11 protein-coding genes are annotated in these 12,932 nt (G+C 68.3%); 8 read left to right on the top strand and 3 right to left on the bottom strand.

The annotated features are described in order from the left end of the window. The first annotated feature begins 153 nt into the window (after positions 1-153). From ONA70_RS02500 to ONA70_RS02530, 7 genes are all read left to right on the top strand, one after another. Positions 154-885, top strand: coding sequence for an amidohydrolase family protein (locus tag ONA70_RS02500; RefSeq protein WP_265004663.1), 732 nt, complete (start codon positions 154-156; stop codon positions 883-885). A gap of 204 nt (positions 886-1,089) precedes the next feature. Continuing rightward, positions 1,090-2,001, top strand: coding sequence for a dihydrodipicolinate synthase family protein (locus ONA70_RS02505; RefSeq protein WP_265004664.1), 912 nt, complete (start codon positions 1,090-1,092; stop codon positions 1,999-2,001). Between the two features lie 92 nt (positions 2,002-2,093). Next, a complete protein-coding gene (locus ONA70_RS02510; protein WP_265004665.1) occupies positions 2,094-2,882 on the top strand; it encodes an SDR family NAD(P)-dependent oxidoreductase in 789 nt (262 codons plus the stop codon). 182 nt (positions 2,883-3,064) lie between these two features. Then, the gene (locus ONA70_RS02515; protein ID WP_265004666.1) at positions 3,065-4,573 is read left to right on the top strand and encodes an FGGY family carbohydrate kinase; all 1,509 of its coding nucleotides are present in this window, start codon (positions 3,065-3,067) and stop codon (positions 4,571-4,573) included. Continuing rightward, positions 4,560-6,041, top strand: a complete 1,482-nt coding sequence (locus ONA70_RS02520) for an FGGY-family carbohydrate kinase (RefSeq protein ID WP_265004667.1) — start codon at positions 4,560-4,562, stop codon at positions 6,039-6,041. The genes ONA70_RS02515 and ONA70_RS02520 overlap by 14 nt, the downstream gene beginning before the upstream one ends. After that, complete coding sequence (locus tag ONA70_RS02525) at positions 6,038-6,691, top strand: histidine phosphatase family protein (RefSeq protein WP_265004668.1); 654 nt, start codon at positions 6,038-6,040, stop codon at positions 6,689-6,691. Before ONA70_RS02520 ends, ONA70_RS02525 begins: the two co-directional genes overlap by 4 nt. Next, the gene (locus ONA70_RS02530; RefSeq protein ID WP_265004669.1) at positions 6,691-7,725 is read left to right on the top strand and encodes a 2-hydroxyacid dehydrogenase; all 1,035 of its coding nucleotides are present in this window, start codon (positions 6,691-6,693) and stop codon (positions 7,723-7,725) included. The genes ONA70_RS02525 and ONA70_RS02530 overlap by 1 nt, the downstream gene beginning before the upstream one ends. A gap of 87 nt (positions 7,726-7,812) precedes the next feature. On the opposite strand, the gene ONA70_RS02535 is transcribed toward ONA70_RS02530, so the two are convergent. From ONA70_RS02535 to ONA70_RS02545, 3 genes are all read right to left on the bottom strand, one after another. Further along, positions 7,813-8,682, bottom strand: a complete 870-nt coding sequence (locus ONA70_RS02535; protein ID WP_265004670.1) for a discoidin domain-containing protein — start codon at positions 8,680-8,682, stop codon at positions 7,813-7,815. A 50-nt stretch (positions 8,683-8,732) separates the two neighbouring features. Further along, positions 8,733-10,319, bottom strand: coding sequence for an alkaline phosphatase D family protein (locus tag ONA70_RS02540; protein ID WP_265004671.1), 1,587 nt, complete (start codon positions 10,317-10,319; stop codon positions 8,733-8,735). 451 nt (positions 10,320-10,770) lie between these two features. Continuing rightward, the gene (locus ONA70_RS02545) at positions 10,771-11,742 is read right to left on the bottom strand and encodes an EamA family transporter (RefSeq protein ID WP_265004672.1); all 972 of its coding nucleotides are present in this window, start codon (positions 11,740-11,742) and stop codon (positions 10,771-10,773) included. 69 nt (positions 11,743-11,811) lie between these two features. Between ONA70_RS02545 and ONA70_RS02550 the strand changes: the two genes are divergently transcribed. Continuing rightward, positions 11,812-12,693 (top strand): LysR family transcriptional regulator, encoded by an 882-nt coding sequence (locus ONA70_RS02550; RefSeq protein ID WP_265004673.1) that lies wholly within the window; start codon positions 11,812-11,814, stop codon positions 12,691-12,693. Positions 12,694-12,932: the final 239 nt, after the last annotated feature.

Consider the following 12,932-nt stretch of genomic DNA (forward strand, 5'->3'; position numbering starts at 1 on the left):
CCGGGTCCCAGAGGAATTGATCGAGCAGATCATCCACGCCGACGCACTGGCAGCACTCGGATTGCGCCGTCCGCCGGCCCTCGCGACATCGGAGGGCGGCGAACTGGCCGGCGCTCCGACCGATCAGCCGGTCGCGAGCGAGAGAGGATAGCGGTGATCATCGACGCGCACGTGCGGCTGGGCCGGGGACGCGAGGTGTCCCTAGACGTCGCCGAATTGCTGTCAAGCATGGACGAGCTGGGGATCGACCGGGCGCTCGTGGCCCCCGACGAACGATGCGTGGCCTACCACAACCGGGCCGGGAACGAGCTTGTGACGAACGCCGGGGCGCAGTCGGCTGGCCGGCTGGTGCCGTACGCGGTAGCCAATCCGTGGCGGGGCCCTGAGGCGGTGGAGGAACTGGCGCGGGCCCGGGACGCTGGCGCCCGAGCATTGCACGTGGACAGCGTGCTTCAGGGGTTCGACCTTCTGGACGGGTTGGTGGATCCGCTGCTGGAGTTCGCATCCGACAACAGGTGGCTGGTCTACGTGCGGACCGGCACTCCACCGAACGCGTTGCCGCTGCCGCTGGCGACACTGGCCCGGCGGTACCCCGACGTCCCGTTCGTGATGGGCCGCAGCGGAGCGACCGACTTCTGGATCGACGCCGCCCCGGCCCTTCGGCACGCACCCAACCTGTACGGCGACACCTGCTACGCCCCGTGGGACACAGTGCTCAGCGAACTTGGGCGGGATCCCGAGATCGGGACGTCCCGGCTGGTGTTTTCCACCGACGCGCCCTACACCGTGCCCAGGTGCGAGCTGCGCCGGGTGCTGGACTGGCCGATCGACGAGCCGTCGCGCCGGGACGTGCTCGGGGGGACGATCGGGCGGTTACTCGGCTGACAGCCGCGGCGGGTTGTTCGAGATCGATGAAAGCCATATTATATCTGCTAATCGAAAGATAATTCCAGGATTTCGAAAGTCGGCCCGCCTTGGAGATGCGACCAAGGCCCGACGAATGGCATCAAGGATGGTGGGCGGGCAATGAGTGTTACGCCAGCAACAGTCTCCCGGGATGTCTCCTTCTCGAACGATCCCGCAGCGCTGGTGCGCGGTGTTTCGCCGGTCCTGGAGGTGCCCTTCACCGCGACTGGGGACATCGACCCCGACAGCTTCCGGCGCGTGGTGCGCTACGTGCTCGCAACCGGGGTGAGCAGCATGATGTTCCCCGGGTTCGCCTCCGAGTTCTACAAGCTCGCTGAGGACGAGCGGCGGACGCTTACGGCCGTGCTGCTCGCCGAGACCGGACCTCGCGCGGACGTTGCGGCCATCGTGGCGGTGCAGGACCATGCCACGCGGTTGGCCGTCGCCCGGGCCCGCGAGGTCATCGCCGCCGGCGCTGACCTGATCAACCTCCTGCCCCCGCACTTCCTGTCGCCGTCGCGTCGGGTGCTGGTCGACCACGTCCGGGCGGTCCTCGACGCGGTAGCCCCGACGCCCGTGGTGCTCCAGTACGCACCCACCGAGACTGGCACCAGCCTGGACTGCACGACCGTGGCCGAGATCGCGGCGCGGCACCCCAACCTCCGACTGGTCAAGGTGGAGTGCAGCCCACCCGGGCGCTTCATCGCCGAACTGGCAGCGCTCGACCCCCCGCTACCGTCCATCGAGGGATACGCCGGGGTGCAACTTCCCGACGCCATCCGTCGGGGAGCGGTAGGCACCCAACCCGGCTGCTCCTTCACGGAAATCTACGTGGAAATCTGGCGCCGGTTCAGCGAAGGCGACGAAGTGGGCGGCGAGGAACTGCACCGCCGGCTCCTGCCGTACATCTCGTACTGGATGCTCGACACAGAACTCATCATCGCCGCGGAAAAGCACATCTCGGCCCGCCGCGGCATGATCGCCACCGATTTCTGCCGGGCCCCAGCACGAGAGTTGGACCGCGAGGAGCGGCGCATGATCGACCGGTTCCTGATCGACTTCGCCGACCTGCTGCCCGACCTGTCTGACCGATGAGCGGGCCGAGCCGAGATGCAGCGATCTGAGGCCCGACGCCAGCGCCGCTGAACGGCGGCGAGTCACGCACCCGCAGCAAGGAGGCAGCGTTCATGGACGAGCGGGAAGCCAGCACGCCGTACGCCCTGGTCACGGGCGCGGGCGGGGACATCGGCGTCGCGATCGCCCGTGCGCTGGTCGCCGCCGGCCTCCAGGTCGTGATGAGCGACCTCGACCCGGCACGGGCACAACATGGGGCCGAGCAGGTGCCCGGCGCCACCGCCGTCGAACTCGACGTCCGGTCGGCTGGCGCGGTACATCGCACGCTCGCCGATCTCATCGACGCAAACGGACCGCTCACCGTCCTCGTCAACAACGCAGCCGTGTGCGCCAACGAGCACTTCGAAGCCATCGACGAGCCCACCTGGTCGGCGGACCTCGACGTCGTACTCGGCGGGGCGATCCGGATGTGCCAGGCGGTGCTCCCGTCGATGCGACAGGCTGGGAGGGGAGTGGTGCTCAACGTCGCCTCCGTCAACGGCCACCGCTACTTCGGCCACGACGTGTACAGCGCTGCAAAAGCGGGTCTCATCAACCTCACCCGCGCCCTCGCGGTCCAGTACGGCCCATTCGGCGTACGGATCAACTCGGTATCACCCGGGACCATCGCCACCAGAGGCTGGGACGAACGCCTCCGAACCCACTCCGACGCCCTGGAGGGCGCCCGGCGTTGGTATCCAATGGGCCGCGTCGGCACCCCGGAGGACGTCGCGAACGCGGTCGCCTTTCTGGCGTCTGACCGTGCCTCCTGGATCACCGGCACCGACCTCGTCGTTGACGGCGGCCTCCTCGCAGGCACGCACGCCCTCGCCGTCGATATCGGCACCAAGTCGGTTCGCTGACCACCAAGGGCGGCAGCAGCTGAAGAGGAGGTAACGAGATGGGCAACCAACCCACGCCCACCACGCCCACCACGCCCGACCACGCTCGTGCCACGGACCCGATCCGGCCGCCGGCCGCCGGCCGCCGGTAGTCGACCGACTCGGGAGACCGGACCGCGACCAGGGCACTGACGGAGGACACGGTGGCAGCGATCTGCGTCGACGCCGGCACCACGATCATCAAGGCGGTCGGCTACGACAACGGTGGTCGGGAGACCGTCGTCGTACGGCAGCCGACGCATGTCCTACACGCCAGACCCGGCTGGGCCGAGCAAGACATGATGCAGGTGCGGCACACGGTGTTCGACGCGGTACGTGCGGTCGCCAAACAGCTGCCCGGCCGAGTCGAGTTCCTCGCGGTCACCGCCCAAGGCGATGGCGCTTGGCTGACAGACCACGCCGGCGCACCCACCGGGCCCGCCGTCCTATGGAACGACAGCCGGGCCACGTCCGTAGTTCAGCAGTGGTCCGACGACGGACGGCTCGCCGCGGCATACCATCGGAACGGGTGCGTGACATTCGCCGGGCTGCCCAACGCGATTCTCAGCTGGTTGCGCGTAAACGACCCTGACCGACTTGCCGCCTCGGCCACGCTGCTCACCTGCGGCGGCTGGCTGTTCGCCCAACTTGCCGGCGTTGTGATCATGGAGGAGTCGGATGCCTCCGCGCCATTCGGAAGCCTTCACAACCGTAGCCAGTACGACCCTCGCCTGCTCGAATTGTTCGACCTTGACTGGGCTGAGCGGCTCCTCCCACCGGTAGCCGCTGATCGGCGGCGGGTCGCCCCGCTGTGCGCCGCCGCCGCCGCCGAGGTCAGCCTTCCCGCTGGTACGCCAGTGGTGGCCGCACCGTACGACATCGCATCAACAGCCATCGGCGTAGGCGCCATACGACCGGGTCAAGCATGCAGCATCCTCGGAACGACCTTATGCACTGAAGTGGTCACCGACCAGGTAACCCTCGGCCCCGAGCCGCATGGACTAACAGTCGCGCTGGGTCTGGCGGGACGCCACCTTCGGGCCATGCCGACCTTGGCCGGTACGCAGGTGCTCACCTGGGCCTGTGAACTGCTCGGCCTGATGCAGCCCCACGATCTGATCGAGCTCGCGGGCCAGGCGCGGGCCGGTGCCTCCGGCCTGGTGTTTCTCCCTTACCTGTCACCAGCCGGGGAACGGGCTCCGTTCATCGCCCCGCAGGCACGCGGCACGCTGCTCGGACTCTGCCTGGAACACGGACGTGAGCACGTCGCCCGCGCCGTCGTCGAAGGGCTCACCCTCGTCATACGTGACTGCCTGGCCGCCTCCGGGGTCACCCCCGCCGAGCTACGGATCTGCGGCGGAGGCGCCGCCAACGATGACTGGGCTCAACTGATCGCCGACATCGTCGGTCTGCCGGTGCGGCGCTGCACCGACAGCGAGATCGGTGCCCGTGGCGCCTACGTCGTGGGCAGGGTCGCCACCGGTGCAATGGCCAGCGCGGAGGAGGCGGTGGTGGAGTACGTGAACGTCCGCGACCCCATCGAACCCGATCCCGTTCTCTCCCCGCGATACGACGACCTGTTCGGCCAATTCGTGCCACTGCGACGACACGCCGCCGGGGGTTGGCCCCAGCTCGCCGCCCTCCGCCAGGAGGCAAACCATGACCACACATGAGGACGACGTGTGGATCGGGATCGACCTCGGCACCCAGAGTGCCCGTGCGTTCGCAGTCACCGCACGAGGTGTCGTGGCTGGTCACGGCAGTTCGATGCTTACCAGCCACCGGGCCGACAACCGCCACGAGCAAGACCCGGAGCAGTGGTGGTCGGCGGTCGCCGCCGCCACCCGCCAGGCGTTGGTCGAGGTACCGCCACGCGCGATCCGGGGAGTTGCCGTCGCCGCAACGTCCGGCAGCATTGTCCTGCTCGGCCCCAGAGGTACGCCCGTGACGCCGGGCATCATGTACGACGACGCCCGGGCGACTAACGAGGTCTCCCGCGTCAACGAGGCCGGCGCGCAACTGTGGGAGAATCTGGGCTACCAGCGGATGCAGCCCACCTGGGCCCTGCCCAAGCTGCTGTGGCTACTGGGGCGTTACCAGCCCGCCTTCCACAGACTGACGCTGGCCCACCAGAGTGACGTGATCAACCGACGACTCGTGGGACGGGAGGTAGCCACCGATCTGAGCAACGCGCTGAAGACCGGGGCGAACCTCATCACAGGCGCATGGCCGGAGGACGTGATCCACGCTCTCGACGTTCCAGAGAACCTGCTACCCCCACTGGTCAGATCCGGCACGCGCCTCGGCCCCGTCTGCGCCACCGCTGCCGCCGAGACCGGTCTCCCAACCGGCACACCGGTCGTCGCCGGCATGACCGACGGCTGCGCGGCACAGGTCGCTTCCGGAGCCCTGCGGATCGGCAGCTGGAACTCCGTCCTCGGCACCACACTGGTACTCAAGGGCGTCACGCGAGACCTGATCCACGATCCAGCCGGCGCCGTCTACTCCCACCGAGGCCCGAACGGAACATGGCTGCCCGGCGGCGCATCCAGTACCGGCGCCAGGGTCATCGCACGCGACTACCCATCCGACGACCTCGACGCATTGAACAAGACGGCCGCCTCCTACGAACCCGCGGCACCAGTGTGCTACCCCCTCGTCTCGGACGGAGAGCGGTTCCCCTTCGTAGCCCCGCAGGCCCGCGGCTTCCTCGCCGGCGAACCTCAGGATGAGGCCGAACGGTTCGCAGCCGTGCTGCAGGGCGTCGCCTATATCGAGCGACTCTGCTTCGATCACCTCGACCTGCTCGGCGCCCCGCTCCACGGGGATCTCGTCCTCACCGGCGGCGCCACCCGCAACGACTACTGGAATCAGATCCGGGCCGACATCCTCGAACGACCGGTAGTACTGCCCGAGAACGCGCAACCCGCGCTGGGGATGGCGATCCTCGCTGCCGGCGCGGACCGGGACCTGGTCACTACCGCAGCGGACATGGTGCGCGTCCGCGCGGTCATCGAGCCCCGCCCCGGTTCACCCGGCCGATTCCGACCGGGATACCTGCGCCTGGTCCAGATCCTCGAACAGCGGGCCTGGCTACCTGCGGCGACCGCCGAACACGCGCGCAAGAGGACATCCCGATGACCGACCTCCTTCTCGTGCGCCACGGTGAGACGGTCTGGCACGCCGAAAACAGGTACGCCGGTGTCAGTGACGTCCCACTCACCGCGCTCGGACACACGCAGGCGGGACGGCTGGCGAGCTGGGCGGCGGCGACACAGCTATCGGGTGTGTGGACCTCCACACTGAGCCGGGCTCAGCTCACCGCCCTGCCATGCGCGCAGGCGGCGGACGTCGCACTGATGGTCGACCCTCGGCTGCGGGAGTTGAATTTCGGTAGCGGGGAAGGACTCACCAGGAGGGAAATGCGCGAGCGGTTCCCTGATGCATTGAACGCCTTCGGCAACGACCCGGTCGCCCACCACCTTCCCGGCGGCGAGAACCCGGTGGAGGCGGCGCACCGGTTCACCGACTGCCTGCACGACATGACGACCCACCACCCGGAAGGTCGGGTCTTGGTGGTAGCCCACGGGACCGTCATCCGCCTTGCGCTGTGTCACCTGCTAGGGATGCCGTTGAGGGAGTATCGGCGAGTGTTCCCGGTCGTCGACAACTGCGCCGTTTCCGAGATCAGGCTGCACCACGGGCGATTCTCACTGCTCACGTTCAACGCTCGGATCACCACCGGACCAGGACCCCTGGCCAGTCAAACCTTGCTGCCCGAGGTTGGATGATGACGGTTCTGCTGCTCGCCGCCGGCGATCACTTCGTCCTCAACCATCTGCTGGTCGACGCGGTGCACGCCGAGTTACCCGACGGCATCGACATACGGCAGCTGACGCTGCCGTGGCCGGTCGAGCCGTTCGGACCTGTCGGCGAGGTTGACGAAGCCTCCGGCTCCGAGGACGACCTGATCGAGGCGCTGCACGGCGTCCAGATCTGCGTGACGCAGATGGCACCGCTGACCAGAAGAGTGCTGCACGCCGCCCACGACCTGAAACTGGTCTGCGTCACCAGAGGCGGTCCGGTGAACGTGAACATCGAGGCCGCCACCGAGCGGAAGATCGCGGTCTGTTCCGCCCCGGGGCGGAACGCCGCCGCCACCGCCGAGCACACGGTCGCCATGATCCTCGCCGTCATCCGCCGGATAGCATCGACGCACATGGACCTGACCGGTGGCCTCTGGCGCGGCGACTACTACCGGTACGACAGCGTCGGGCCGGAGCTGAGCGGCAGCATCCTGGGACTGGTCGGGTTCGGTGCCGTCGGTAGTCGCGTCGCACAGCTACTGCGTGGCTTCGGCGCCCGCATTCTCGTCCACGACCCCTACGTCAACCAGCAACAGCTCGGCGACGTCGCCGAGCTGACAACGCTCGAGGACCTGCTGTCCCGGTCGAACATAGTGTCGCTGCATGCCCGGGTCACGCCGCAGACCACCAGGATGATCGGGGCCGTGCAGCTGGCCCTGATGCCGCCGGGATCGGTCATTGTCAACTGCGCCCGCGGGGCGCTCCTCGATTACGACGCCGTCTGCGACGCACTCGACAGCAGGCACCTTTTTGGCGCCGCCTTCGACGTCTTCCCGCAGGAACCCATTCCGGCCGGCTCCCGCTTACTAACGACGCACAACATCGTCATGACCCCGCATCTCGCCGGAGCGAGCAAGCATACTGCCGCGAACGCCGCGCGGATAGCCGCTGGTGAGGTCGGGCGGTACCTGCGTGGGGAGCCGTTGTGTTTCTGCGTCAATCCCGAAGCGCTGGACTGAAGGGGCCTCATCACACACCCAATTCGGACGGACTCGCGACACCGCCGAGGCGGCGGTCCCGACGATCGGCCGCCACCATCCTCATACCTATTGTTGGTAGATCTCCAACTCGACCAGAGTCGAGTAGGCGTATCCGTTGGTGGCCAGCATATTGATGCGGACGGCGCTGGCGGTGACCGGCGCGAACCTTGAGCTGTAGCGACCGGCGGTGTGTCCTCGTACCTGCGCCACCGTTTGCCAGCCCCCGTCCGTCAGAGCTTGGACGTCCCAGTCCCGGAGGGCGAACCGCCGGTCGGCATGCGTGTAGAGGTCGACCCTGCCGATCTGTGCCGGTTTGGCGAGGGTGGTTTGGACCTGGTCCGGAAACTCACTCGGAGTGGCGTCGGCCCAGGCCGTCGCCGGGCGGTTGTAGCCGAGCAAGGTGTAGGTATGGTTGCCGTCGACGGCGCCGCAGGGGTCCAACACGCCGCCCGTGGACGAAGCGATGGTTGCCTGGCCGAGGGCGAGGTTGCGGTTGGGGTCGTCGGGCTCTGCCGACACGACGACCGGGACGGTGACCCGCTCGCGTCCCGCCTCCAGATAGATCGGGTACTCGCCCGGCGGCGTGTCACCGGGTACGCGGACCTCGACCGGCGCGGTGGCGGCGTAATCCGGGGGGACGTATGTGGTGACGACCTCGTCCGACACCCGCACCGGCGCCGTGGAGCGGATGAAGGCGCTGGTATAGGTCGGCTGACCGGATTGGTGGTGGAATCCGACCGTCAGCAGCGCCGGAATGCACGGGCGCGGCAGCAGGTCCAGCCGCTGCGGCGACGCCGAGATCGTGACGGTTGGGTCCTTCCGGGTTTCGGCCTTCGCCGTGGTGATCTGGCCGCTGGACGCGACGGCGACCAGCGGGGCTACGACGAGCACGGCCGCAGCGACGCCTCTTCTGGTGGTCATATGCGCGTGGAACACGTGTCTTTCCCTCCCTTGCTCCTGAAAGAAGGCCCGGCGCTGGGGCGCCCTCATCCGAGCTCCAGCCCCGGTCGTCCGTTTTCCGTGACGAGGGTGGCGTCGGTGCGGATGGGTGCTCCGGGACGGCTGACGTAGGGGACCACCTTGAAGTCGGTGCGCCACTGCTCGGGCGTGACCTCACAGCGGACGTAGCCGCGCTGGACGTTGTAGTACTTGATGTGCGGGAGTTGGCTGGCCAGGGCATCCCGTCCCGGATCGGTGTCAGCGCCGTCTCCAGAGCTGCTGATGGAGGTACCCACGAGCTCGACGCCGACAGTGGCGGAGTCCGAATCGTCAAAGTTCTTTTTGATCTCACACGCGTTGTTGGCGTGAACGTCGCCGGTGAGGACGACCGGGTTGGCGATGTTGCGGTCGTGGAAGAAGTCCACGATCCGGTTGCGTTGCGCCTCGTAGCCGTCCCAGGCGTCCATGACGTACCGCTCTCCGGCGTCGTTGGGGTCGAGGTCGAGTTGGGAGAAGAAGACCTGTTGGGCGAGTACGTTCCAGGTGGCGCCGGACTTGCGGAGCCCGTCGAACAGCCACTGCTCCTGCTGAGCACCGATCATCTGGCGGGCGGGGTCCCGGGTCAGCGCATCCGGCGGCGCGGTGCCGTCGTTGTAGAGCTGGTCGTCGCGGTACTGACGGGTGTCGAGGACATTGAACTCGGCCAGGTCGCCGAAGGCGAAGCGGCGGTAGAGGGGCATGTCCGGTCCCTGGGGCAGTTGCGCGAGCCGCAGCGGCATGTGCTCCCAGTACGCGCGGAAGGCGTTGGCCCGACGCACCAGGAACTGCTCGAAGCTTTCCTGCGGGTAATAGAACGAGTACTTGGATACCCAGTTGCTAAGCACCTCGTGGTCGTCAAGGGTCACGATCCACGGGAACGCGGCATGGGCCGCCTGCAGGTCCGGGTCTGTCTTGTACTGCGCGAGCCGGAGCCGGAAATCGTCCAGCGTCGCGAGGGTCCGGGCTGGGAAATGTCCCCGACCGAGCGTGCCCTGGTCGCCGCCTTCGTAGATGTAGTCGCCGAGGTGGAACACCACATCGAGGTCTTCCTGCACCATGTGCTGGTAGGCCGTGTAGTAGCCGACGACGCGATGCTGACAGGACACGAAGGCGAAGTTCAGGTTCGAGATCGCTGCCCCCAGCGCCGGCGCCGTCTTAGTGCGGCCTACAGGGGAGATGTCCGACCCGGCCATGAAGCGGTAGAAGTACTCGGCCGATGGACGCAGACCCCGAACGTCAACGTGGACGGTGTGCGCGTACTCGGAGAGCGCGAACGCCGTCCCGCGGCGTACCACCCGGCGGAACGCCTCGTCCTCGGCAACCTCCCACCGCACCGGGACCTTCTTGCCGTATTCCATGCCGCCGAACGGCTCCAGGGGCTCGGGCGCCAGACGGGTCCAGATCACCACCCCGTCGGGCAGGGGATCGCCCGAGGCGATTCCGAGCGTGAACGGATAGCCGCGAATGCGTTGGTCGGCGGGCGTCGCGGCGACGGGCAGGCCCGTGGCAAGCGCCAGGCCCGCCGCCGCGCCCGTCACCGTCAGGAACCGCCGCCGCGCCCATCTCGCCGCCAGCAGCTTCTCAACAGAGGACATTTCCGAGCTCGCGCCTTCGCCTCGCAACTCTGGTCTCCCTTCCGGATCGGTGACATCTCCGCGCCCTGGCCCTCTGGAACCACGAAGCCGCCTCAGCCAGGAAGTTGAGGGAGACTGCGCAATCCGGCTGGCGCGCGCGTTGAACCGCGTGCCCGTCGAGCGGGCCGCTGCACTGTCGTCAATGGCGCTTTTTCGATATGCGGAAGAAGAACTCGGGATTTCGCGTCGTCTAAACATGGCAGAGGGGCTGACATCTGTCAAGGTCGATGGAGCGTCTGCCAGCTCGGACAACGCGTCCCCGCGAGCGGTCAGACAACGGTGGAACTCACGCCGGAACGCGGCCAGCCGCCCGACGCCGATGCTGGATGCGACGGAGGGCGTGTTCGGGCTTCGTTCATGGCGTGGCCCTGCTCAGGCCGCCGATGACCGTGCGCCTCCCCATGTCTAACCCCTAACAGCGACCATGACGCTGCCGGAGGCCCGGTGATCGTCGATTCGACCACCCGCACACCGCCGCCCGTGCCTTGCCTGTCGAGGCGGTCTGGACGGCCAGGGCGTTGGTCGACACGACGATGGCGATGCCGAGCCACTCGTGCGGTGCCAGGTGCTGGCCGAGGAGGATGAGGCCGGCGAGCGCGGCCAGTACCGGGTGGATGCTCATGAACACGCCGAAGAAGCGGGCCGGCACGGTACGCAGCGCGACCAGGTCGGCGGCGTAGGGCACGACCGAGCTGAGGATGCCCGCACCGATGGCGTAGAGGATCGCGGTGCCGGCCAGTCGTCCCTGCGCGAGCAGGGTGGCCGCGACCGGCAGGGAGAGCAGCGTAGACACCAGGGTTGCCGCCGCCGGTGCCTGCAACCCCGGCAGGCGGGTCCCGACGAGCCGGTTGAGCAGGATGTACGCCGCCCAACACGCCGCCGCGAGCAGGCCGAGCCCGACGCCGAGGTAGTCGCTGGCCGGGCCCGGTAGGACCAGGACGTACACGCCGACGCAGGCGCCCGCCGCGCAGAGCAGGTCGAGCCGGCTTCGTGAGCCGGCCAGGGCGACGGCGAGCGGGCCGAGGAACTCCAGGGTGACGGCCAGGCCGAGCCCGATCCGGTCGATCGCGGTGTAGAGGCTGAGGTTCATCGTGGCGAAGACCAGCCCGAGCAGCAGGATCGGCCACCATTGCGCCCAGGTGAAGCGACGCAGGTTCGGGCGTACGGTCGGCAGGAGCACCGCCGCCGCGACGAACTGCCGCACGGCGACGACCCCGGCGGGCCCGAGGGTGGCGAACGCGTGCGCCCCCAGGGCCGCCCCGACCTGGCTGCTCGCCGCACTTCCGGTCATCGTGGCGATCCCGGCCAGCAGCGGCCCACCGCTGGCGCCAGCCGGTTTGCGGAGGCCCTGAGCAGCAGCTTCACCTGCCGTCTTCACGGTCATGAAGGCAGTGTCGACCCGCGCCGACTGATGCAAGAAATGCACTAGCCGCCGCAGTTATACGCTTGGCGTATGGATGTGCAGCTGCGTCAGCTCCGTACCCTCGTCGCGGTGCTCGACGCCGGCACCTTCACCGACGCCGCGGCTGTCCTGGGCGTCTCCCAAGCGGCGGTCTCGCGCTCCGTCAGCGCCCTGGAAGCGGCGCTCGGCGCCCGCCTGCTCCAGCGAACGACCCGGCACGTCTCGCTCACCCCCACCGGCGCCCGCGTTGTCGCCGCCGCGCGCCGGGTGCTCGACGAGGTCGCCCACTTGCAACGGATCGTCGAGGAATCCCGCACCGAGCTGCGCGTCGGCTACGCCTGGGCGGCGCTGGGCAAACACACCAGACGACTGCAGAAGACCTGGGCCGCCGCACACCCCCAGGTGCCGCTGGTGTTCGTCCAGTCCAACACCCCGACCGCCGGGCTCAGCGAGGGCACCGCCGACGTCGCCGTGGTCCGTCGGCACCTGGTCGATCCCCGCTTCGACACCGCACTGATCGGCGTGGAGGCCCGCTACGCCGCCGTGGCCACCGACAACCCGCTGGCCCGGCGACGATCGGTACGCACCGCCGACCTGGCCAGGTACACCGTCGCCATCGACAGCCGAACCGGCACCACCACACCCGCCCTGTTCCCGCCGGGCGCCGAACCCGCGACCATCCGCACCACCCACGGCGTCGACGAGTGGCTCACCCTCATCGCCGCCGGCCAGGCGGTCGGCATCACCTCCGAGGCCACCGCCAACCAGAACCCCAGGCCCGGCGTGGCGTACCGCGCCGTCCGCGACGCCCAGCCGATACCGGTCTGGCTGGCCTGGTGGAAGGACGACCCTCCCGCCCACCTCACCGAACTCGTCAACCTGGCCTGCGAAACCTACCGGACGGCCCAACCCCGGCAGGACCGCCCCACATAGCGGAGTACGCCGCCACCCCAGATGCCCAGACGGCTTGCCCGTCTCCGGATCCCGGCAGCCGCATCGCTTGAAACACTTCCGTTCGGCATGGATCAAGTCAGGCCAATTGTGCGGACGGGCCCCCGTTTCTTAGAAGGGTGGGAGCGGCGATCTCGGGCCGCGTTCGAACGGGTGCGACCGAGAACTTGGCTATACGAACGACGGAACGTTCCACATTGATGATTGAACAGTCAATGAAG

This window comes from Micromonospora yasonensis (assembly GCF_026013475.1).
Lineage (GTDB): Bacteria > Actinomycetota > Actinomycetes > Mycobacteriales > Micromonosporaceae > Micromonospora > Micromonospora yasonensis.

Excerpts from the sequence above, each read along its gene's own strand:
- ONA70_RS02520 (WP_265004667.1), top strand. The coding sequence starts at position 4,560 with ATGACCACACATGAGGACGACGTGTGGATCGGGATCGACCTCGGCACC.
- ONA70_RS02525 (WP_265004668.1), top strand. The coding sequence starts at position 6,038 with ATGACCGACCTCCTTCTCGTGCGCCACGGTGAGACGGTCTGGCACGCC.
- ONA70_RS02510 (WP_265004665.1), top strand. The coding sequence starts at position 2,094 with ATGGACGAGCGGGAAGCCAGCACGCCGTACGCCCTGGTCACGGGCGCG.
- ONA70_RS02550 (WP_265004673.1), top strand. The coding sequence starts at position 11,812 with ATGGATGTGCAGCTGCGTCAGCTCCGTACCCTCGTCGCGGTGCTCGAC.
- ONA70_RS02545 (WP_265004672.1), bottom strand. The coding sequence starts at position 11,742 with ATGACCGTGAAGACGGCAGGTGAAGCTGCTGCTCAGGGCCTCCGCAAA.
- ONA70_RS02540 (WP_265004671.1), bottom strand. The coding sequence starts at position 10,319 with ATGTCCTCTGTTGAGAAGCTGCTGGCGGCGAGATGGGCGCGGCGGCGG.
- ONA70_RS02530 (WP_265004669.1), top strand. The coding sequence starts at position 6,691 with ATGACGGTTCTGCTGCTCGCCGCCGGCGATCACTTCGTCCTCAACCAT.